This window comes from Floricoccus tropicus, from assembly GCF_001832905.1.
Taxonomy (GTDB): Bacteria; Bacillota; Bacilli; order Lactobacillales; family Streptococcaceae; genus Floricoccus; species Floricoccus tropicus.
The window spans coordinates 135,026-156,978 of the sequence record NZ_MKIR01000026.1; the positions used below are offsets into that span (position 1 = coordinate 135,026).

The 21,953-nt window shown below is 32.6% G+C and carries 25 protein-coding genes and 1 other RNA gene; 5 read left to right on the top strand and 21 right to left on the bottom strand.

Features of this window, described 5'->3' with window-relative positions; genetic code table 11:
* The first annotated feature begins 6 nt into the window (after nucleotides 1–6).
* A complete protein-coding gene (galU, locus tag BG261_RS10460; RefSeq protein ID WP_070793272.1) occupies nucleotides 7–945 on the top strand; it encodes a UTP--glucose-1-phosphate uridylyltransferase GalU in 939 nt (312 codons plus the stop codon).
* 114 nt (nucleotides 946–1,059) lie between these two features.
* Entirely contained in the window at nucleotides 1,060–1,773 is a 714-nt protein-coding gene (gene rsmG / locus BG261_RS10465) for a 16S rRNA (guanine(527)-N(7))-methyltransferase RsmG (RefSeq protein ID WP_070793273.1), read from the top strand.
* Between the two features lie 238 nt (nucleotides 1,774–2,011).
* On the opposite strand, the gene BG261_RS11570 is transcribed toward rsmG, so the two are convergent.
* The 7 genes from BG261_RS11570 to BG261_RS10500 form a co-directional block, all read right to left on the bottom strand.
* A complete protein-coding gene (locus tag BG261_RS11570; RefSeq protein ID WP_070793274.1) occupies nucleotides 2,012–2,545 on the bottom strand; it encodes a YtxH domain-containing protein in 534 nt (177 codons plus the stop codon).
* A 222-nt stretch (nucleotides 2,546–2,767) separates the two neighbouring features.
* Nucleotides 2,768–3,430 (bottom strand): ComF family protein, encoded by a 663-nt coding sequence (locus BG261_RS10475; protein WP_070793275.1) that lies wholly within the window; start codon nucleotides 3,428–3,430, stop codon nucleotides 2,768–2,770.
* Nucleotides 3,430–4,719: an ATP-dependent helicase ComFA gene (locus BG261_RS10480; RefSeq protein ID WP_070793276.1), complete on the bottom strand. Its 1,290-nt coding sequence runs from the start codon at nucleotides 4,717–4,719 to the stop codon at nucleotides 3,430–3,432. The genes BG261_RS10475 and BG261_RS10480 overlap by 1 nt, the downstream gene beginning before the upstream one ends.
* A 129-nt stretch (nucleotides 4,720–4,848) precedes the next feature.
* Nucleotides 4,849–5,616 (bottom strand): glucosaminidase domain-containing protein, encoded by a 768-nt coding sequence (locus BG261_RS10485; protein WP_070793277.1) that lies wholly within the window; start codon nucleotides 5,614–5,616, stop codon nucleotides 4,849–4,851.
* A gap of 64 nt (nucleotides 5,617–5,680) precedes the next feature.
* Nucleotides 5,681–6,427 (bottom strand): CHAP domain-containing protein, encoded by a 747-nt coding sequence (locus BG261_RS10490; RefSeq protein ID WP_070793278.1) that lies wholly within the window; start codon nucleotides 6,425–6,427, stop codon nucleotides 5,681–5,683.
* A 361-nt stretch (nucleotides 6,428–6,788) separates the two neighbouring features.
* Nucleotides 6,789–7,141, bottom strand: a transfer-messenger RNA (tmRNA) gene (gene ssrA / locus BG261_RS10495).
* Nucleotides 7,142–7,168: 27 nt separating this feature from the next.
* Nucleotides 7,169–7,795 carry a YigZ family protein gene (locus BG261_RS10500; RefSeq protein ID WP_070793279.1) on the bottom strand — a complete coding sequence of 209 codons (627 nt, stop codon included), beginning with the start codon at nucleotides 7,793–7,795 and terminating at the stop codon, nucleotides 7,169–7,171.
* Between the two features lie 133 nt (nucleotides 7,796–7,928).
* Here BG261_RS10500 and BG261_RS10505 point away from each other — a divergent pair, with 133 nt between their 5' ends.
* Complete coding sequence (locus tag BG261_RS10505) at nucleotides 7,929–8,369, top strand: hypothetical protein (RefSeq protein ID WP_070793280.1); 441 nt, start codon at nucleotides 7,929–7,931, stop codon at nucleotides 8,367–8,369.
* 131 nt (nucleotides 8,370–8,500) lie between these two features.
* Here BG261_RS10505 and BG261_RS10510 read toward each other — a convergent pair whose 3' ends face one another.
* The 5 genes from BG261_RS10510 to BG261_RS10530 form a co-directional block, all read right to left on the bottom strand.
* Nucleotides 8,501–8,806 (bottom strand): DUF1827 family protein, encoded by a 306-nt coding sequence (locus tag BG261_RS10510; protein ID WP_070793281.1) that lies wholly within the window; start codon nucleotides 8,804–8,806, stop codon nucleotides 8,501–8,503.
* A 66-nt stretch (nucleotides 8,807–8,872) separates the two neighbouring features.
* Complete coding sequence (locus BG261_RS10515) at nucleotides 8,873–9,358, bottom strand: thiol peroxidase (RefSeq protein WP_070793282.1); 486 nt, start codon at nucleotides 9,356–9,358, stop codon at nucleotides 8,873–8,875.
* A gap of 109 nt (nucleotides 9,359–9,467) precedes the next feature.
* The gene (locus tag BG261_RS10520) at nucleotides 9,468–10,286 is read right to left on the bottom strand and encodes an amino acid ABC transporter substrate-binding protein (protein WP_324609674.1); all 819 of its coding nucleotides are present in this window, start codon (nucleotides 10,284–10,286) and stop codon (nucleotides 9,468–9,470) included.
* Nucleotides 10,282–10,917, bottom strand: a complete 636-nt coding sequence (locus tag BG261_RS10525; protein ID WP_070793284.1) for an amino acid ABC transporter ATP-binding protein — start codon at nucleotides 10,915–10,917, stop codon at nucleotides 10,282–10,284. The genes BG261_RS10520 and BG261_RS10525 overlap by 5 nt, the downstream gene beginning before the upstream one ends.
* A gap of 20 nt (nucleotides 10,918–10,937) precedes the next feature.
* Nucleotides 10,938–11,579 carry an amino acid ABC transporter permease gene (locus BG261_RS10530; protein WP_070793285.1) on the bottom strand — a complete coding sequence of 214 codons (642 nt, stop codon included), beginning with the start codon at nucleotides 11,577–11,579 and terminating at the stop codon, nucleotides 10,938–10,940.
* A gap of 123 nt (nucleotides 11,580–11,702) precedes the next feature.
* Between BG261_RS10530 and BG261_RS10535 the strand changes: the two genes are divergently transcribed.
* Nucleotides 11,703–12,518: a peptidylprolyl isomerase gene (locus BG261_RS10535; RefSeq protein WP_070793378.1), complete on the top strand. Its 816-nt coding sequence runs from the start codon at nucleotides 11,703–11,705 to the stop codon at nucleotides 12,516–12,518.
* A gap of 53 nt (nucleotides 12,519–12,571) precedes the next feature.
* Here the strand turns inward: BG261_RS10535 and mgtE are convergent, their stop codons facing one another.
* From mgtE to yjbM, 4 genes are read right to left on the bottom strand one after another with little or no spacing between them, the layout of a single operon-like run.
* Complete coding sequence (mgtE, locus tag BG261_RS10540) at nucleotides 12,572–13,936, bottom strand: magnesium transporter (protein ID WP_070793286.1); 1,365 nt, start codon at nucleotides 13,934–13,936, stop codon at nucleotides 12,572–12,574.
* Nucleotides 13,929–14,810, bottom strand: a complete 882-nt coding sequence (locus BG261_RS10545) for an RluA family pseudouridine synthase (protein WP_070793287.1) — start codon at nucleotides 14,808–14,810, stop codon at nucleotides 13,929–13,931. The genes mgtE and BG261_RS10545 overlap by 8 nt, the downstream gene beginning before the upstream one ends.
* Nucleotides 14,811–14,830: 20 nt before the next feature.
* Nucleotides 14,831–15,649, bottom strand: coding sequence for an NAD kinase (locus BG261_RS10550; protein WP_099098662.1), 819 nt, complete (start codon nucleotides 15,647–15,649; stop codon nucleotides 14,831–14,833).
* A complete protein-coding gene (yjbM, locus tag BG261_RS10555; protein WP_070793289.1) occupies nucleotides 15,630–16,298 on the bottom strand; it encodes a GTP diphosphokinase in 669 nt (222 codons plus the stop codon). Before yjbM ends, BG261_RS10550 begins: the two co-directional genes overlap by 20 nt.
* Nucleotides 16,299–16,415: 117 nt before the next feature.
* On the opposite strand from yjbM, the gene BG261_RS10560 reads away from it, so the two are divergent.
* On the top strand, nucleotides 16,416–17,012 hold the full coding sequence (locus tag BG261_RS10560; protein WP_070793290.1) for a CYTH domain-containing protein: 597 nt from the start codon (nucleotides 16,416–16,418) through the stop codon (nucleotides 17,010–17,012).
* Between the two features lie 42 nt (nucleotides 17,013–17,054).
* Here the strand turns inward: BG261_RS10560 and BG261_RS10565 are convergent, their stop codons facing one another.
* The 5 genes from BG261_RS10565 to BG261_RS10585 all read right to left on the bottom strand — a co-directional run bounded on the left by BG261_RS10565 (nucleotide 17,055) and on the right by BG261_RS10585 (nucleotide 21,908).
* A complete protein-coding gene (locus BG261_RS10565) occupies nucleotides 17,055–17,723 on the bottom strand; it encodes an amino acid ABC transporter permease (RefSeq protein ID WP_070793291.1) in 669 nt (222 codons plus the stop codon).
* On the bottom strand, nucleotides 17,723–18,565 hold the full coding sequence (locus tag BG261_RS10570; protein WP_070793292.1) for a transporter substrate-binding domain-containing protein: 843 nt from the start codon (nucleotides 18,563–18,565) through the stop codon (nucleotides 17,723–17,725). Before BG261_RS10570 ends, BG261_RS10565 begins: the two co-directional genes overlap by 1 nt.
* Nucleotides 18,566–18,712: 147 nt before the next feature.
* On the bottom strand, nucleotides 18,713–20,449 hold the full coding sequence (gene ptsP / locus BG261_RS10575; protein ID WP_070793293.1) for a phosphoenolpyruvate--protein phosphotransferase: 1,737 nt from the start codon (nucleotides 20,447–20,449) through the stop codon (nucleotides 18,713–18,715).
* The gene (locus BG261_RS10580) at nucleotides 20,449–20,715 is read right to left on the bottom strand and encodes a phosphocarrier protein HPr (protein WP_070788367.1); all 267 of its coding nucleotides are present in this window, start codon (nucleotides 20,713–20,715) and stop codon (nucleotides 20,449–20,451) included. The genes ptsP and BG261_RS10580 overlap by 1 nt, the downstream gene beginning before the upstream one ends.
* A 155-nt stretch (nucleotides 20,716–20,870) precedes the next feature.
* Complete coding sequence (locus tag BG261_RS10585; RefSeq protein ID WP_070793294.1) at nucleotides 20,871–21,908, bottom strand: 3-deoxy-7-phosphoheptulonate synthase; 1,038 nt, start codon at nucleotides 21,906–21,908, stop codon at nucleotides 20,871–20,873.
* Nucleotides 21,909–21,953: the final 45 nt, after the last annotated feature.

Consider the following 21,953-nt stretch of genomic DNA (forward strand, 5'->3'; position numbering starts at 1 on the left):
AATTTTATGAACAAGAAAGCAAACACTGACAATTCAAAAAAAGTAAGAAAAGCAATTATTCCTGCCGCTGGCTTAGGAACTCGTTTCTTACCTGCAACTAAGGCTATTGCTAAGGAAATGCTTCCAATTGTTGACAAACCAACAATTCAATTTATCGTTGAAGAAGCATTAGCTAGTGGAATTGAAGATATCTTAATCGTAACCGGAAAGGCAAAACGACCAATTGAAGACCATTTTGATTCAAATATTGAACTTGAAATGAATTTGAAAGAAAAAGGTAAAGATGAACTTCTTAAGTTAGTAGAAGAAACAACAGATATTAACTTACACTTCATCCGTCAAAGCCATCCTAAGGGGTTAGGACATGCTGTTCTTCAAGCAAAAGCATTTGTTGGTGATGAACCTTTTGTAGTTATGCTTGGCGATGACCTTATGGAGGACAAAGTTCCACTAACTAAACAGTTAATTAATGACTACGATGAAGTTCACGCTTCTACAATAGCAGTTATGAAAGTTCCTCATCAGGAAGTAGACAAATATGGTGTTATTGCTCCTGAAGGTCAGGTTGAAGAAGGTTTATATAATGTGGCAAACTTTGTAGAAAAACCAGCTGTTGAAGATGCACCAAGTGATCTCGCTATCATTGGTCGTTACCTGTTAACTCCTGAAATCTTCCACATCTTGGAAAATCAGGCACCTGGAGCTGGTAATGAAATTCAACTTACAGATGCAATTGAAACATTAAACAAAACTCAACGTGTATTTGCTCGCGAATTTAAAGGTAAACGTTATGATGTTGGAGATAAATTTGGATTCGTAGAAACTACTATTGAATATGGACTAAAACATCCACAAATTAAAGATGATTTAAAACAATACATCATCAAATTAGGTAAAGAACTTGAAGGTCCTGCACCTAAAAAAGAAATTAAATCTGAAAAATAAGATTTTAGAGACTTGTAAATCAAGTCTCTTTTATTTTTATTTATTCATCATTCTATTTCTAATTTCTTTAAAACATGCTATGATTATTTATAATAAAAAATTAGGTATGGTCATATGAACACAGAAGAATTTTATAATGAATTAAATAAATTTAATATCGAATTGACTAACAGTCAAAAAGAACAATTTGAAAACTACTTTGAAACTTTAGTTGAATGGAATGAAAAAATTAATTTAACTGCAATTACGGAAAAGCAAGATGTCTACCTTAAACATTTTTACGACTCTATTGCTCCTATACTCTATGAATTGATTCCTAACGAACATATCAAATTACTTGATATTGGAGCAGGTGCTGGGTTCCCAAGTATCCCAATGAAAATAATTTTCCCCAATATTCAGGTTACAATTATTGACTCACTTAACAAAAGAATTAATTTTTTAAAAGAATTAACTTCAGAACTCAAAATAACAGGTGTTGAATTATTACATGGACGTGCAGAAGATTATGGTCAAGATAAAAGATATCGTGGAAAATTTGATTTTGTAACTGCAAGAGCTGTAGCAAGGTTAAATATTCTAAACGAAATTACCATTCCGTTCCTTAAAAAGAATGGATTACTTCTCTCACTGAAGGCGAGTAAAATGTCTGAAGAAGTATCTGAAGCAAAAAAATCTTTATCAATTTTAGGTGCAAAATTATCTAAAGAGATTGACTATCAACTTCCTAATGGAGATGAACGTCATATAGTGATCATTGAAAAAACAAAAGATACTCCCAATAAATATCCAAGAAAAGCTGGAACACCAAATAAAAATCCTTTATAAGATTACAATAAAAGGATTAGTTAAAAGTCATCTAAACATATTCAACAAAAATAAACACGAGCTATATTTAGAACAAGTGCTGAACGTTCTTACATAACTTGTGTTTTTCTTTTAGATTTTAATCTAGCTTAAGCTAGATTTTTTAAACACATGTAAATTCCCAAAAAGTCATTTGAAATCAACTTAATTAATAAAAAAAGAAGCAAGTATTACTTGCTTCTACTATAGATAGTATATTTTAATCTTCACTTATAACATCGGACGCCTTATCCTGTACATTTTCAGCTGTTTCGTTCGCTGCATCTTTGACATCACTTGCCTTGTCTTTGACATCATCTGAAATGTCATCTACCTTATCTGTTGCTTTATCCGCGACTTCTTTAGTAGCATCAACAGCGTCATTTGCTTTTTCTTTAGCAGCTTCTTTAACTTCTTCTGCTTTATCTTCAGCAGATTTAGTTTTATCTTTTAATTCTTTCGCTTCTTTATTTGCCTTCAACTGAGCTTGTAAGTCACTTAATTCCTTACGCGTTTCATCTTCGAGATTTACAACTAATTTATCAAAGTCACTTCTTTCAAAAGTCCAACCAACAAATACACCCAAAGCAAGCATAATCAAAATTAATAAGATAAGTGGAACTTTAATTGAAAAGAATAATAATGATAATTCTGCAGTATTTAAATTTTGAAAAGCAAAAATAGCAACTAAAACGATAACAATAATTGCAATAACACGTTTAACAGTAAAGAATGAATTTTCATTTTTTTTCATTTTTATATCTCCCTAAATAATAGTATACTTCATTCTAGTAAAAATTTTTGAATCAGTCAAAAAAATGCAACAAAAAAAGCCCAAACGGGCTATATGTAAATATATCTGAAATAATAATGATTTTCTCAAGATGTAAGGTCATTATAGCATTAAAAGTTACAATTTTACAAGTATTTAAACTGATAGTTTTATAGAGTACTTAAATTGTTTACAATTTGTTCTTTATCTTGCGATGGATAATGACTTAATTTCTTTAATACCTTCTTTTTTCAATATCTGTCTTGCCTGATTAATCGTAGCACCAGTTGTATAGATATCATCAAATAAAAGTACCTTTGTTGGTAACTCATATCCTTCGACAATAGAAAAGAGGCCTTCAATTTCTAGCCTGTCAACTTTATTCTTTCTTGACTGATCTTCTGAATCCTTTTTAGTAAAAACTTGAATATAAGGAATATCGCACCATTCAAGAATTGCAGTAACCTGACAGAAACCTCTCTCCTCTAGTCGTTCTGGACTAACTGGTATAGGAATTACAGTATAGCTTTTATATGTGTTAATAACTTTTTTTATTTCTTGAGCAAATACCTGTCTCAGTTGATAATGTCCGACAAACTTGTACATCTTAAAATATTCTCTCATAGCTTCATCATATTTATATATTGCTTGATGTTTGACTTCTTCGCCCTTTTTTAACCAATTTTTACAATCTGAGCAGGTTTCTTTCGTACCTGATTTAAAACATCTTTTACAATGAACATCTGAAATTTTCGTGAATGAAGCAAGGCACTTTTGACATACTCTATTTTCAATTTTTCTAAGAAAAATAATATCAGTGAATTTTAATTGATAGTTAATAAATTTTGAGCATAAAATACAAGTCATCAAAACCCTCCCAGTCTGTTCATCTCTTTTATTTCTAATATAGCATCAACCATACCTTTACTTTTCCCATTATGAAAAAAGTATACCAGACCACTTGTTCTATCAGGACTTCTGCCAGTTCGGCCGGATATCTGAACTAAGGAGCTTGAACTAAAGAGCTTATGGTTTGAATGAAGTACAAACACATCAACTCTTGGAAATGTAACGCCCCTCTCTAAAATAGTTGTAGTTATCAAAATATCAATTTTTTCTTCCCTAAAATCATTAACGAGGTCCTTACGATTTTCGCTAATACTTGAAACACAAGCAATTTTTTCGTTTGGAAAGAATTTTTGTAAAGTTTTTTCAAATTTGTGACCAAATGAAATTACAGGAGCAAAAATCAATAAAGGAAAGCCTGTTGCCCTTTGATCTTTAATATAAGAAAACAGTTTTTTAGGTATCTTTTCTATTTCCCATGGAATATTGCACCAAATATTTTTGGGAACAACTAAGGGACTGCCATGAAATCTTCTTGGTAAATTTACTTTTTTCAAACTTCCTTTAGAAACTTGATTATTAAGATTTTTTGTAGCAGTTGCTGTCAAATATATAAGGCATGATTCATTTTTTCGCGAATTTTCAGCAGCATAATAAAGCATTGGATTATCCGCAAATGGAAATGCATCAACTTCGTCTATTATTAATAAATCAAATGCTTCCTTAAAACGTAAAAGCTGATGAGTAGTTAAAATCATTAATTGCGTCCGATAAAATGAATCTCCTTCTGCATATAACAAGGCTATATCTATATCAAAATCATTAACCATTCGTTTATGGAGTTCAATGCATACATCAACCCGTGGGGATGCAATACCTACTATTCCTCCATTATTGATGGTTTCAGCAACTACCTGATAAATCATTTCGGTTTTTCCTGCTCCTGTTACTGCATGAACCCAAATTGAATCCTTATCTTTATTTGCCTCTATCAAAAATTTTGAAATATTCCCTTGTAATTCAGTTAGCTGTCCTGACCACTTTAAAACACTTTCTTCCCTTTGAGAAAAAGATTTTTGCGGTAAATGATATAAATACTCATCTGACCTTACTCTACCTAAATTTATACATTTTGGGCAATAATAAGCATCTATCTGTAACTTTACTTCTTCTTTCAGATTCTTATTGTTACAGCGGTGACATATAATATATTGACCACTTTCAGACATAGATTCTAGTTTTTGTACATTTTTAGGGACAGATTGCAATTCTTTTTCACTAAGAATACGTCCATATAAAAGTTCTTCCATGCTATTTTATACGTAAAACATATTGAGACATATCAAAAAATTGATGTAGATAACTAATAAATATATATAGAAAAACAATTCGCTTTCTATCAAAAAAGCCCCAGCAAAAGCTAGGGCTGATAATGTTTATTAACGTGTAAACTCATCACGTTGTTTTGCGTCTACAGTACCGATATTCATCAAATCTTTTCCATAAACACGTTTATATTCTTCACGCAATTTTGCTAACTTTTTGGAATCGTTAAACCATTTAGCTCTATCACCTTGCTTCAAAAATACTGTTCCGTTACAATCAAATGTAAACATATCTTGTTCCTCCTCTAAAATTTTATTATCGTCCAGTATTGGACTATTATCTGCTATTGAATCAATCAATTCAAATTTTCCTGGGTTTTGTTTCTTTATTGCATTGTATGTTGGTAACATTAACTCTAAGTAATTATCATAACCACTAGCTGCATAATCTGCCCTAGCTCCTCCTACTCTAAATAACCCTTTGCAATAAGCCTCCAAGGAAGCCGCTCCCTCTACATTATATAAACCATTTCTTTTAGAAACTACAAAACTAAAGGCTTTGAAAAAATCATTTAATGTTGCAAAATGAATATAATAACCTCCCTCATTGTCTGGTCTAGCAGTACCACGGCTCATATTTATATCTAAGTCAATCGGTGTAGAGAAGGGTTCTGAAATACCACTCCAATTATTATCTACACTTCCAACATAAGATGTCTTTTTATCACCCCAGTGACTTTCTATAAACATTTGAGTAATTAAAAAACTTGGTTTTAAATTATACTTTTGAACTGCATTAATTATCAGATTTAGATTATCCTGGGAAATCACATATTCAACATTCCTCAATTCACCTCCAGAATAATTAATCGTTTTATTCACTCTGTCTGTTCCTCCTCAAATTATAAATTATTGAAAATATTATTAAATTTTTAAGGTAAGTCAATTAACGTGTAAACTCATCACGTTGTTTTGCATCTACAGTACCGATATTCATCAAATCTTTTCCATAAACACGTTTATATTCTTCACGCAATTTTGCTAACTTTTTGGAATCATTAAACCATTTAGCTCTATCACCTTGCTTCAAAAATACTGTTCCGTTACAATCAAATGTAAACATATCTTGTTCCTCCTCTATTATTTGTTCTCTTCCTATTAATTTTAATTCATCTTTTAGATAATTATTTAAATCTACAAAAGTTACTCCTGTTGAGCTATTAAATGTAGATAGTGGGTATGTGCGTACTACAGTACCATTATTTGGATATGGAGCATCTAACCCTCCAAAAGGTGCATTATAGTTTGCTTCCCCAGTTATTACAGTATCGCCATCAATTCCCAAAACAATTCCGGTGTGTCCTGCATTCATAGTGTAGTAATTGCCATTATTTGCAGTAATTGAAAATAGTGAAAATGCTACTGGTGTATTACGAATAGATACTTTACCAATATTTGCATTTACGAAGTATTCTACCATTTGATTCCCATTACCACTTAGGATTGCTAATCTAACATTATCAGTAGTATAATTTAGTAAAAACCATGTACTAAATAATGTACAATTCGAATGAATTTCAGGGCTTCCTGGAAGCGTACCGTGATAGTTACCACTTGAATCTAAAGATATTGGACTGTTAAGATACATCGTCATTAACGACTTTGCTTGTGCAATTGTAAATCCTGTTGCCATAATTGTTTCTCCTTTCATTTTATATTTGTAAAGCGCTTTACATATATTATTATAAAATATATATTTTTTATTAAACTCCAACTTTAACCCAAATAATCCTCATGATATACACAAAATCAATTTTTTACTTTTATTAATGACAAGAATTGAAAACATATCGTCGTATATCTTAACTGCTATGTTGATGAGGAGCATTTGCTCATTTAATAGTCATCATAAAAATCTTAATATTTAATAAAAAATGGTTAAGAAAATGGTTAAGTTTTTTTTGGAAACTACTGAAATCTGCTAAAAAACAAAAACGCCGAAACCCTTGTTATTAAAGAGTCTCTGGCGTTTATTGAAATGTACTAAAACGTACGTATGGAGCCGGTGGGAGTCGAACCCACGTCCAAATATCTTGCTACACAAAGGTCTACAACCATAGGCTGTGCATTAATTTAACCATTTAACACAGACACAGCTCAACTGAGTTAACGGCTAGTCTATAAATCTCTTTTGTTAAAGCTAGACAATTTAACAACGTATCCCACTAATTTGAGAACTGGAAATTACCATGGGCGAGCAAAATCTAGTTCACGAGAGCTGGGGTTTAGGCAGCTACTGCGTAATTATTACTGTTTTTAGCAGTTATATTTTTTTTAGCAGATTAAGGTTTGCAAATCCTAGTTGCACTTCATGCTCAATAATACCTGTCGAATCCGTAACGACCCCTTATTAAGCAGTAGCACTATTATAACATCAAATATCTACTTCGACAAATCTTTTCTCTCCTAGACTTGTTGAAACCTTTCCGTTAAAGCTTTCGGTAATTTGGGATAAAATATCATCAACTTTATCTAAATCAACAAAAATTGATCCAGTAATTTCAGTTGTAAACTGAGCATCAATTAATTTCAAAACTTGTGTATCGAGAAAACGATTAAGATTATCAAAAAGAGAATAATCAATGTTAATTTTAATTTCCTGTTGCTCAACGATTTTTACTAAAGGTGCCTCATCTAGAGCATGTGCAACACTCCCTGCATAAGCACGAATCAACCCTCCCGCACCTAATTTAACTCCTCCAAAATAACGGGTAACAACTGCAACCACATTAATAATTTCTCGTTTTTTTAGAACTTCAAGCATCGGAACACCTGCAGTACCTGATGGTTCACCATCATCACTAGAACGCTGAATCTCTTGATTTTCTCCAAGAGTAAAAGCAGAACAGTTGTGATTTGCTTTGTAATGTTCTTTTTTTATTTTATTGATAAATTCACGCGCCTCATCCTCATTTCCAACTCTTTTTAAATGACAGATAAAACGTGATTTTTTTATTTCTTCTTCGTAGACAAAATAGTCATCTTTAATTGTAGTATTCATTTATTACCTCAAAATTTTCATCTGTAGTATATTCTAATATTAATTGTAGCATAAATGAAATAAAATTTATTTATTAACATAACTTTCATTTCATTTATATGATATAATCATAAAAAAATAAAAAGGATAAAATATGAATCAATCAAAAAAGTTAGATAAATTTTTTAATATAATAGAAAAAATATTCAATTTAACAATTTTAATACTAGGTATTTTATTAGTAGGATTTTCCATAATTGGACTAATTAACCTTGGAAAAGATGCTACAATTCTATTTTTATCATTGATTTTTTTAGGGCTTACTCTAATTTTCCAAAGTTTAAAAAAATTATTAAAAGACTTTAATAAAGCTAGTAAGAAGGTAAGAAATCAAATTGATAATCTTTATCTTACATTTTCACTCCTTACAGGATTATCTTTTGTAGTTTTAGCATTTTATTTTTACAAAGTAGATTCTGACTCTGAGGGATTACACAGGATTTTACCAATTGGTATTATTTTTGCCATTATGGCAATTTTAAATATCGGAATGAAAATATACGAAAAATATAACTCACAAAAAACAAAACATTAAATTTTCCACCTATCATATACAAAATAAACACTGACCGAGTCAAGCTAAGTCAGTGTTTTTTTTATTAATATATTTAATTTTTTCAAACCCTTCCAAGGAGAAAGGGATATCAACCTACCAGTAAGGTTAGATTATTCACCAGGAATAGGAATTGATATTTCGATAAGATTTGGGGTTTCAATTAGGCTGATATTGTCTCGATCAATATCAGTTTGATCAATTCTTTTATCAACAAAAAATGATTTAATTTGTTTTCTTTCATCGGGACGAATGGCACGGTGTTTATTAGAAACAACGATTTCATGATGGCTAGGAGCCTTTGTATAAATAACGTCCGTATTACCAGCAGAATAAACTTCTACAAGTTCCGCATCTGTATTTCGCAACTGCTCTCTGACCAGACCACGATGATTGTTGGTAACATTAATTATCTTCATATGGTTCCTCCAGTCTTTCATGTTTATTATATCACTAGTTCTAAAATAATAAAAAAGATAAATGTACTATTTGGTTATTATTTTATCAATAGCGTCAAATAAAAGGGAATAATTAGGTTCATCAGTCATCTCATCCACAACCTCAACATAAACAATTTCACCATCTTTGATTAAATATACACTTCTTGCTAATTTTCCAGTTTGCATTAAAAGACCATACTCTTGTCCAAAAGTGTTTGTTTCATCAGATAAAACTTCCATATCTACGCCTTCGGCGGCACACCAATTCTTTTGTTCATCAGAAGTATTGTTGGAAATTGATAGAAATTCAATTTCTGGATTCTTTGCAGCCTCTTCATTAAAATGACGTGTTTGAAGGGCACAAACTCGCGTATTTATATCCGGGAAAATACTTAAAACAATTGGTTTATCTAGTTCAGATAGGGTGATTGTATTTCCTTTTTGATCTTCTAAACTAAAGTTTGGAGCTTTTCCTTCCATAATTGGTTCTATTCTTGCTACTTCTTCCCCGTTACGTGTTATTACTTTCATATCATTCTCCTTTTACTAAATATTCTAACTATATTTATATTATATAAGAAAAATAATCATTTTACCCATATCTTGTTTATAAAAAAAGAAGGCATGTTAGCCTCTTTAATTATTTCGGGTATACATCCTTGCCAAACCATTTATCTGAAATCTTTTGAAAATCACCTAATTCGTGTAATTCTTTAACAGCCTTATTAATATTTTCTACTAAAGTTTTATCATCTTTACGTGCTCCAACGGCAAAATTTTCTGGCGTGTATTCAGTTTCAATAATGTTGTAATCTTTTATTTCGTTATTTTTATTCAAATAATATTCAGCATATACATCATCAATCAATAAGCCGTCAATACGTCCACTTTTTAGATCTAGAAGAGCTTCATTGAAGCCCTCATATAAAGTTGCATCATTATTTTTTACGATATCTTGAAGGACTTCTGGAGCTCCTGTAAAGGCATCGTAACCACTTGACCCATCTTGTGCACCAAGAACCTTGTTCTTCATGTCTTTGACACTTGTGATATTTGATGATTTCTTAGTAACTAATACTTGTTTATTAGCCATGTAAGGTTTTGTGAAAAGAACTTGTTTTTCCCTTTGGGGTGTAATTGAATAACCATTCCAGATTAAATCTATACTTCCATTTTTCAATTCAGTTTCTTTCATTGACCAATCAATTGGCTGCATCTTAACTTTAATATCGTATTTTTTAAATACAGCATTAGCAAGATCAATGTCAAATCCAACATTATTGCCTGATTCATCTTTGAATCCCATTGGAACAAATGTGTTATCAAAACCTATAACTACTTCTTTTTTGTCCTCAATTTTCTTCCAACCGTCGGCTTTTTCTTCTTTTTTTCCACATGAAACTAAAAATAAAGTTGTTAAAAGTAAACTAAAAATTGTTAAAAATTTCTTCATACTAATCCTCCTTTGAATTAACTGCAAGTATTGTATCGGCTATGGTTTCAGCAAATTGCATATCATGGGTTACAACTATTTGTGTCATTCCAGCTACCTTATTAGCTAGGATTAATTCAGCAACTTGATCTCGAAGTCCTGGATCAAGCGCACTTGTTGGTTCGTCATATCCAATAATCTTAGGATCAATCATCATGGCACGCGCTAGCGCTACCCTTTGTTTTTGACCACCAGATAAGGCATAGGGATATAAATCTTTTTGTTCAAATATACCTAAGTCAAATAGAAGACTTTCTGCCTTAGATACTGCATCAACTTTACTCATATTCATTGTCTGAATCGGACTTAAAGTTAGATTATCAATAATTGTCATATTAGGGAAAAGTTGAAAATCCTGAAAAACAAAACCCAAGATGTTTCCCCTTACATAGCCATCATGAGAAATTTTTTCCCCATTATAAATGACTTCCCCACTATCAATCGATTCAAGCCCAACAAGCATTCTAAGTAGAGTGGTTTTACCACCACCACTTGGTCCTACAATCGCTAAAAGTTCTTTGTCTTCAACTAATAAATTAAAATTTTCAAAGATAACTTTATCGCCAAATTTTTTACAAATATTTTTTAATTCTAGCATCTCACCTTCTCCAATCTCAATTATTTATAGAAATCAAATTTCTTTTCGATTCTCTTAGATAATAGTGTTAACAATCCTATTAGAACCAAATAAATTAATGATACGACTATCATTGGAATCAAAGTCACATCTCGGCTCATAGCAATTTTACCTGCTCGAAGTAAGTCTCCCAAACCAACAACGTATACCAATGAAGAATCTTTTACTAAATTAATAATTTCATTAAAAATACTTGGTAAAACGATTTTTACGACTTGGGGTAATACAACGAAACGTGCTGTTTGCCATTTATTTAACTGTAAAACTTCAGCAGCCTCAATCTGTCCTTGAGGAATTGCTTGGAGTCCTCCACGGAAGATTTCAGCAAAGTATGCTGCATAATTAAGCACAAAAGCTAAAATAGCAGCTGGCATTCTATCTAGTGTTATACCCACCATTGGTAGTGCATAAAATATAATAATTAATTGTACTAATAAAGGGGTACCACGCATTAGCCAAACGTAAATATTTGTCAATAAGCGTACTGGGAAAAATTTAACTCTTAATAAAAATGCAACTATCATCCCTAACGGTATTGATAAAATCAATGTTATTGCAAAAACTTGTAAGGTAGTATTCAAGCCTGATAATAGTTGAGGGAGTATTTCTGATATATACTGCATAGTCACCTCCTTAAAAATATAGTGTTATAATTATACAAATTTTTAGATATTATTGCAAGGTATACCAATTCTTATTTTATAGCAATTCTTTATTTTATATACTTATTTTGATATAATATGCCCATGGAAAATAAGAAAAAAAATAATAATTTAGGCATCATTATTGGTGCCATTGTCGCTCTAATTGCTATATTTGGTCTTGTTTACTTTGCAAACAAAGGAGAGAAAAAAGAAAGCACAAAAAGTGCAGAATCATCAAGTACCAAAACTACTACTAGTAAAGAAGACTTAGAAAAAGTTGATTTACCTCAATTATCAGACAAGGTTTCTGATGATGAAGCAGAGGTTAAGATGATTACCGAAGAAGGTGATATCACAATCAAACTGTTCCCTAAATATGCGCCACTTGCAGTTGAAAACTTTTTGACGCACTCTAAAAAAGGATATTATAACGGAGTTGAATTTTTCAGAGTTGTGAAAGACTTTATGATTCAAGGTGGAGATCCTAAGAACAGTGGTACAGGTGGGGAGTCAATTTGGAATGGTAAAGATGCAAGTATTGACCCAGGGACTGGATTCCGTAACGAAGTATCTAATCATCTTTTCCACTTAAGAGGTGCCCTATCAATGGCTAATGCCGGAGCTGATACAAATGGAAGTCAATTCTTTATTGTACAAAATCCTAAGGATATGAGTGATGGGTTGCTATACGATGAATTTCCTACAAAGATTATAGACGCATATAAAAATGGTGGTGTTCCTAGTCTGGACAAAAACTATTCTGTCTTCGGACAAGTAGTTTCAGGAATGGATGTGGTTGATAAAATTGCTAATGGAGAAACTACAGCAAATAGTTCTGGGAATGAAAAATCAAAACCAGTTAACCCAGTAAAAATTAAATCAATTGAAGTCATCAAAGATTATGATTTTAAAAAATAGAGAAAAAACCAGTTAGCCAACAACAACGGCTCACTGGTTTTTTCTTCGAAATTCTAATTGAAATAATGTATAAATAATGATGCTATGTTGAAATATATGAAAACACTTGTCAAATCACTCATAGTAGAAATAAAGGGACCACTGGCAACTGCTGGATCAAATCCTAATTTCTCCATAAGTATGGGAATAAGACTCCCTGCAAGGTTTGCGACTGTAATAGCGCAAAACATTGCAGTCCCAACCGCTATTCCTAGAATCATATTATGTTTCCAGATACTAACAACTATAAAAATAGTGATACCAGTAACAAGCCCTGTAATCAACCCAGTTATTAGTTCTGATAAAATCATAGTCATTAAACTATTTTTTTTATCCTCATCACGAATTGCTAGACGTCGTACTGCAACCGCTAAAGATTGAGTTCCTGCATTCCCTGCAGTACCTGTAATTAATGAGATAAAAACAGCAAGAATGCTAGCTTTTGACACCAAACTATCAAAATGATTAATAAGGCTGGCAGTTCCCATTCCTAAAAATAGAAGAGCAATTAGCCATGGTAAACGTTTTGAAGCTGCTTGCCATGGGTTTTGGCTTACATCTTCCGTATCAACCCCTGCAAGTCCCGAATAGTCGCTAGCTGCTTCTTCATCGATTACGTCAATGATATCATCGACTGTTACAATACCTATAAGCTTATTGTCCGTATCAACAACTGGTATTGCAAGTAGATCATAGTCACGGAAATATTGAGCAATCTTTTCTTGATCCTCATTTACATCAAGTTTAATGATGTGGTCATTATAAATATCGCTGATTAAAGTATCATCATGACTTGTAATAAGTGCACGTAAGCTGATTACACCTAATAGCCGATTCTGTGAATCAATTACATATACATAATAAATTGTTTCAGCTTCTTCAGCCTGTGCCTTCAAAACAGTCATTGCTGAGCGGACTGTTTGATTTGCGACAATCGAAACGAATTCTGTGGTCATAATCGCCCCAGCAGTTTCATCGTCGTAGTGAAGTATGCGTTTAACCTCCGTCGACTCTTCAGCATCCATACTATCAAGAATTTCCTTCATGGTTTCTGGTTCTAAGTTAGCAAGTAGGTCGGCAGCATTATCCGAATAAATTGAGTCAAAAATTTCACCCAAATATTCCTTACTCATTTCGTCAACAAAAGGATTAATATCAATATCATCTGAATCAAAAAGGTCAAAGATATCAGCAATTTCTTTAGGACTCATAAGATTATAAAACTCTAATCTCTCCACTGGATCCAAAGAAAGGAAAAATCTACTTTGATCATACAAGTGATGATTTAGAAATGATTCACGGAATTCGTTTATCTCATTATTTTTTAGAAGTTCTTTAAGTTGAACAAAATTTTTCTCAAAATTTATTTCTTCATTCATTGATTAAATTCCTCATATCTTCTGGAAGATTTGCTTCTAATTTTATTTTTTCATTTGTGAAAGGATGAATAAATTCCAATGAATGGCAATGCAAGGCCTGTCTTTGAATTTTATTTATACTTCCACCATATAAGTCATCTCCCAACAAAGGAGCTCCCAAGTGTGAAAAATGAACCCTGATTTGATGAGTTCTACCCGTATGAAGTTTGATATCTAGAAGCGAAGTATCATCTTTCTTTTCAAGTAGTTTATAACTAGTATGTGCTTGTTTCCCACTTTCAGCAACACAACGTTTAATAATACTTCCTTCTTCTCTATCAATGGGAAGAATTATCTCCCCTTCTTTTTCAAGCATGTCCGAAGATTCAACAAGAGCATAGTATTTCTTTTCAATTGTTCTATCTTGCAACATTTTATCCATATGTGAATGTGCAAAACCATGTTTTGCAAACATCATAAGACCTGATGTATCTCTGTCTAAACGCGTTACAATATGAACTTTTTTGTTCTCATAATTTTGTCTAATCAGGTAATCTTGAACAAAATTTGAGATAGTATTATTAGGATGAACTGAACTTGTCACACTTGCAAATCTTGCTGGTTTGTTAATTACTAAGAAATGTTCATCTTCGAAGATAACATCAAGTGGATATTTTTGCGCCAGCAGTTTTTCAGAAGGATTTTCAGAAGGTATTGTTATTTCAACAGTATCTCCACTATTAACCATGTGCGTTACAATTTCTTCCTGCCCATTAACAAGGATTAAACCCCCAGCAAACTTTATTTTAGCTAGAAGTCGTTTTGAAATTCCCTTTTGAGCCAAAAATGTTTTTATTTTAATGTTATCTTGCTCAACTTCATAGGTAAATTTCATATTTCTTCCTTATCTAAAATCTAATTTACATCACCAATAAAGGACTCCTGTACCCTTTTCCAGAAAGAGCTATGACGTCCACCAAGGAAACGGACCACTGTTCCATCTAGTGAATACTCTAATCCAGCTAAATTGGTAAATTTATATTCTAATCTATCAATGGTAAGGCTATAATCAAGCGCCTTATCCAAATTCAAAATAATATTTTCATCTTCAGTTACTACCACTGGTGCCCCTAAAGTTCGATAAACACGGTTGTTGAGCGAAGCAATCTCTGCCATCTGCATGACTTTTAGTCCGGGGTGTAATACCGCACCGCCAATAGATTTATTATAAGCTGTACTTCCAGTTGGTGTTGAAATTGAAAGCCCATCTCCTCTAAATCTTTCAAAAAGAAAATTTGAAATAAAGACATCAGCGACAAGTGTTCTACTTAGACGTCGGACGGTTGATTCATTAAGTGCATATTTCTCAAAAATTTGACCATCAGCCATGACAGCCTTCATCTTTAAAACAGGGTAGGCTACAGAATTTTTCGGGTCCTCATTTACTATTGCCTCAACAAGTTCTTCAACCTCACTACATAGATAGTCTGTGTAGAAACCAAGATGCCCCGTATGAACTCCAACAAAGCGTATTGTATCCAAACGTCTACCATATGTGTGAACTGCCTCTAAGAGCGTCCCATCGCCCCCAATAGAGATCACGATATCAGGAGTTTTTGGATCAACCTCAATTCGTTTGACCTTTAATTTTTTACGAATTTTCTTCTCAACATCTACAGATTCTGCTGACCCACTTGATACAAAAGCAACTCTTTTACCATCTGTAATATTCATCATTGTCATCGCTATTTCCTACTCCATCATTCAATTTGTTAGCCGGTGGATTAAAAAGTAATTGAGCTTCTTGAATTTCTTCACGGATTTGGCTCATCTCTTCATCCAAAGCATAGGCAATTTTAGCAGTTTTAGCAATTCTTTCTTTCAATTCTTCCGGAAACTCACCTTGATACTTGTAGTTAAGCGAGTGCTCTATAGTTGCCCAAAAATTCATTGCCAATGTTCTGATTTGGATTTCAGCTAATATAAGTTTACGTCCATCAATAGTTTCAACAGGATATTCAATAACTACATGATAACTCCTGTAACCACTAGCTTTTTGATTTTTAATATAGTCCCTTTCTTGAATTATTTTAAAATCTTTTCGATCCCGTAATAATTCTAGAACTTCTTCAACATCCTCAACAAATTGAACCATTATTCTGATTCCAGCAATATCTTGCATTTCTTGCTCAAGATTTTCTTTTTTTACACCTCTTAATTTTGCTTTGTTCTTTATGCTCTCAATTGGTTTAACTCTTCCAGTAACAAATTCGATTGGAGAATGTCTATTTTTCTTCTGAAATTGTTTTCTCATTCCACGAAATTTAACCTTAAGCTCACCAACTGCTTGTACGTATGGATCTAAAAATTCTTCCCAATTCATATCTTTAAAAGGACAAGGTTAACTTTTAAATAGATTGTTTTTTAAAAGACTTGCCACATCTCCTTTTTCACGTTATAATCAATAATAATTTTACCACAATTTAGAACGGATTACATTATGACTACCAATTTAGAAATAGAATATAAAACCCTTCTCAGTCTGGATGAATATGATAGACTAAAAAAATATTTTAGCCACGTCACTCCAATCAGACAAACTAATCACTATATGGATAGTCACGATTTAATAATGAGAAGCAACCGATTAGCATTACGTATCCGCACCTTTGATAACGATGCTGAAATGACATTGAAAGTCCCTCAAACAATCGGAAATATTGAGCATAACGCTGCTTTAACTTTAGAAGAAGCGCATGGGATGCTTGAGGCAAAAAAAATTAATGATAATCTACCTCAAATTTCTGATATTCTTTCAATCTTAAAAGAACGTGGAATTGACTACGGGAAAATTACAGTTCTCGGAAGTCTAACTACCATCAGACAAGAGATGGAAACTGATATTGGACTAATGGCGCTAGATAAAAATACTTACTTCGATGCCTGTGACTACGAACTTGAACTTGAAGTTCAAGATTCAGTAAAAGGAAAAAAGGATTTTAAAAAATTCTTAATTGATAAAAATGTCGAATTTAGATATGCCAAAAGTAAGGTAGTTCGTTTCCTAAAAATGTTAGATAATAAAACAAAAAATTAAAATAATGCCTACTCTAAATAATTTTAGAGTAGGCATTTTAATTTATTCTAAGACGTTTATATATCTATTTAAAGATTTTTCAAGTTTTTTTTGTAAATAGTCAATTCCAATACACAAAAGCCAGTAAATTATTGCGACCATTACATACATGGTCATATAATCAAAAGTTCTACCACCAACTATTTTAGCTTTTTGGAAAATATCAGGTATTGTAATCATGGCAGCAAGTGACGTCCCCTTAACCAAATCCATTGCCACATTCCCTAGTGCAGGAATAGATATCCTAAAAGCTTGGGGAATAATAATATATCTTAAGCTTTGAATGAAAGTAAAACCTTGAGAATATGACGCATCCCATTGTTCAAATGGAACTCCAAGAATTGCCCCTCTATATATTTCGCAAATAAATGCACTGCTACTCAATGTAAAGCATATTATACTCGCAACTAAAGCACTTAGCTGGATTGGTAGTCCAAAGTATAACAAGAATAGTAAAACTAATGCAGGTACACCTCTTAAAAATGAAACATAAAATCTCACAAAATATTGTAAAATTTTCGATTTTGTCATCCCAAAAACAGTTAAAACTAGTCCCAAGACATTACCAAGAAAAAAGCTTGCTACTGAAAGACCGATAGTGTATTTTAATCCTGAAAGTACAAAAGGTAGAGAGTCAAACATTAGTTTGACATCGATTTTCGGGATATACATTATTTACTGTCTACTGTTTCAATTTTTTTATCTGATTTCACCGATACATCTTCACCAAAATATGTATTGGATATCTTAGCTAAAGTTCCATCCTTCTTCATCTCTTCTAAAGTTGAATCAACTTTTTCTCTTAATTTATCACTTTCTTTTTTAAATAGAAAACCTGATTCACTTGGATCAAAGTATAGACCATCTAAAATTTTTACTGGAATATTTGGTAGGGCACCTACTGACATTTTTTGTAAATAATAGTCATTAATGATAACATCTGTTCTTCCATTTGCCACATCAGTTAAATATTGATCATTTGTCGCATTATCATAAGTAACAGGAATAGCTCCCATCTTTTCAGCAAATTTCATGTAACTAGTATTAGGTTCACCAGCAGCTTTCTTACCTTTTAAATCATCTAAAGAATGGATACCTGAATCGTCGCTTTTTCTAACAATTAAGCTAGTAAATGAATATTTTATTGGAGTTGATAATGAAAATTTCTTCTTTCTATCTTCAGCAGTTAGACCGAAATCATTTGCTGCAAAATCTGTTTCTCCTTTATCAAGAGAAGCAATTTGGCCATCGACATTGTATTCTTTGAATTCAATTTTTAGATCTAAACGTTTTGCAACTTCTTTGGCTATATCAACATCATACCCAACTAGTTCATTTTTATCATTATAATATGATGAGGGAAACAATGTTCCAGATGTGGCTACAGTTAAGATTTTTTTCTCTTCAACTTTAGATAAGCTAGGATCTCCGCTCTCTTTTGTTTTAGCTCCACAAGCAACTAAAAATACCGTTGCAAAAGCAACAACAAACAATTTATATATGTTTTTCTTCATAATATTTTTCCTATCCTTAATATTTTTTATAGTGTAAGCAATTACATTACAAACCGATATTATAGCAAAAATATTGAATTATTGCTTACATTTTGTTTCACAAATTCACAAAAAAACTACTCTCGCAAGAGTAGCTTTTTTACTTTATTATTGAATTTCTGGAACATACTCATTTACTAAAGCAACAACTTCTTCCATTGTAGAAGTTTCTGTAAGAGCTTTATTAGCAAGCTCTTCCATTTGTTTAGTATCAAGTTTCTTCATAAGGCTACGTGTTTTAAGAACAGATGTAGCACTCATTGAGAATTCATCTAATCCCATACCAACTAATAATGGTACTGCGATTTGATCTCCAGCCATTTCTCCACACATTCCAGCCCACTTACCTTCAGCATGTGCTGCTTTAATTACGTTATTTATTAAACGCAAGATTGATGGGTTGTATGGTTGGTAAAGGTATGAAACTTGTTCGTTCATACGGTCAGCAGCCATTGTATATTGAATAAGGTCATTTGTACCAATTGAGAAGAAGTCAACTTCTTTAGCAAATTGGTCTGCAAGCATTGCTGCTGCAGGGATTTCAATCATAATACCAACTTGAATGTCGTCAGCAACTGAAACACCTTCGTTTAAAAGATTAGCTTTTTCTTCATCAAATACTTTTTTCGCTGCGCGGAACTCAGTAAGAAGAGCAACCATTGGGAACATGATACGTAATTTACCATGAACAGATGCACGTAATAGAGCACGAATTTGTGTACGGAACATTCCATCACCTTTTTCAGATAATGAAATACGTAATGCACGATATCCCAAGAATGGGTTCATTTCTTTTGGAAGATCAAAGTAAGGAAGTTCCTTATCTCCACCGATATCCATAGTACGAACTACTACTGGTTTACCATTCATTCCTTCTAGAACTGCTTTATAAGCTTCATACTGCTCATCTTCAGTTGGGAAGTCTTGAGAATCCATATATAAGAATTCTGTACGGTAAAGACCAATTGCTTCTGCACCATTATCATTTGCTCCAACAACATCTTTTGGAGTACCGATATTTGCTGCAAGTTCAAAATGTTTTCCATCAGCAGTTTCAGTCTTAGCATCTTTTAATTGTTCCCACTCAGCTTTAAGAGCTTTGTAAGCTTCTCCTGCTTTATGGAATTCTTCTTGAGTTTCTTCAGAAGGTTCAATTACTACTTCACCAGTAATTCCGTTTACTGCAAGCAGTTGACCATCTTTTACTAACTCAGTAATATTATTTGTTCCAAGTACTGCTGGAATTTCAAGTGTTCTAGCCATAATAGCTGAATGGCTTGTACGTCCACCAATATTTGTAATAAATGCTTTTACAAATTTACGATCTAATTGAGCTGTATCTGAAGGAGTTAAGTCATGAGCAATCACAACAACTTCTTCATTAATCATTGCTGGACTAGGAAGTTTAACTCCTAGAAGATTTGCAAGAACACGTTTAGCTACGTCGCGAATGTCAGCTGCTCTTTCTTGCATATAAGGATTATCATCCATATTTTCAAAAAGAGTAATGAACATATCTGTAACTTCTTTAAGAGCATGTTCAGCATTGGTTTTTTTAGCACGAATAGTTTCTTTAATTTGACCAATCATTTCTGGGTCTGAAAGAACCATTAAGTGAGCATCAAAAACTGATGCAGCTTCTTCTCCAAGGCTTGACACTGCTTTGTCACGGATAGCTTGAAGCTCGCCTTGACTTGCAGCTAATGCTGCGTCTAGACGAGCTTCTTCGTTGTCAGTATTTTCGACAGTAACTGTCTCAAATGACAAATCCGGTTGAACAAGCAGATATGCCTTAGCTACCGCAACACCATCGCTGGCTGCAATACCTTTAAGCACTTCTGACATTATTCAGCTAGACCTTCTTTCTCCATTGTTTCAGTGATAGCAGCGATTGCGTCGTCTGCATCAGCACCTTCAGCAGTGATAGTAACGTCAGCACCTTGACCAACACCTAGGCTCATTACACCCATGATTGATTTAAGGTTAACTGCTTTACCTTTATAGTCTAAGTTGATATCGCTAGTGAATTTGCTAGCTGTTTGAACTAGTAAAGTCGCTGGACGAGCGTGAATTCCTGTTTCTGCTACAATGTGAAAATCTTTAGATGCCATTTTGCATTCTCCTTTGAATTGTTTATATTGATTTCTGAAAAAATTCATGATTTTTTCATATAGGGTAACCCCTTACAAAGAAAATTCTATCATAAACTGATATAATTTGCAATCGTTTACTGTCATATAATTGGTAAGAAAAAAAGCAGATTAAACTAATCTACTTTGCTTTCGTTTTCAAAAATTTCCATTACTAAAGCCTCTGTCTTATCCCATCCAAGGCAAGGATCCGTAACTGATTTTCCATAGACTTCAGGATGATCTTGTCGACCATCTTCAATGTAACTTTCAATCATAAATCCACGAACTGATTTTCTTATTTTTTCATTCCAATCACGATTGATCAATGTTTGACGAACTATTCTAATTTGCTCCATAAATTGCTTACCACTGTTATCGTGATTTGTATCAATTACAATAAATGGATTCTTTAAGTTCATTTTGTCATAGATATCTATAGTATGTAGAAGGTTATCGTAGTAGTAATTAGGTACATAACGACCATCTTCCTTTAGTCCACCACGTAAAATAACGTGGGCTAATGGATTTCCTGAAGTTTTAACCTCAGTCCCTGAAAATAGAAATTCTTGAGGATGTTGGGCTGCATAGATACCATTGAACATTACTTTAAGATTACCACTTGTCGGATTTTTTAGACCAGTTGGTGCATCTATTCCACTTGCCACAAATCTATGTTGTTGGTTTTCAACACTTCGAGCACCAATTGCATGATAGCTTACCAAATCATCAATCAATGATAAATTTTCTGGGTATAACATTTCATCAGCAGTTGTTAGACCTGTTTGAGTGATAACTTTATAATGTAAATCACGAACTGCCTTTATACCATTTATTAAATTTGGAAGAGCATTAATATTGGGTTGATGAATTAATCCCTTATATCCATCTCCATTAGTTCTAGGTTTAGCCGTATAAACTCGCATTACCATAAAGATTTTATCTTTAACTTTTTCTTGTAATTTAGCTAAGCGATGTGCATAATCTAACACTGCTTCTTCATTATCACTTGAACATGGACCAATTATTAAAAGTAATCTATCATCTTCACCTTTAATTATAGCTTCTAGTTCTTTATCTCTTTGTAGCTTCTTTTCTAACTCTTGCCCTTTTAACTTACCAAGATTTTTTACTTCTTTCATATCTATCTTGGGACTTGTAACTTCAAACGTCATAATATATATAAATTCCTCATTCTAAAAAATATTAAAGTAGTACAA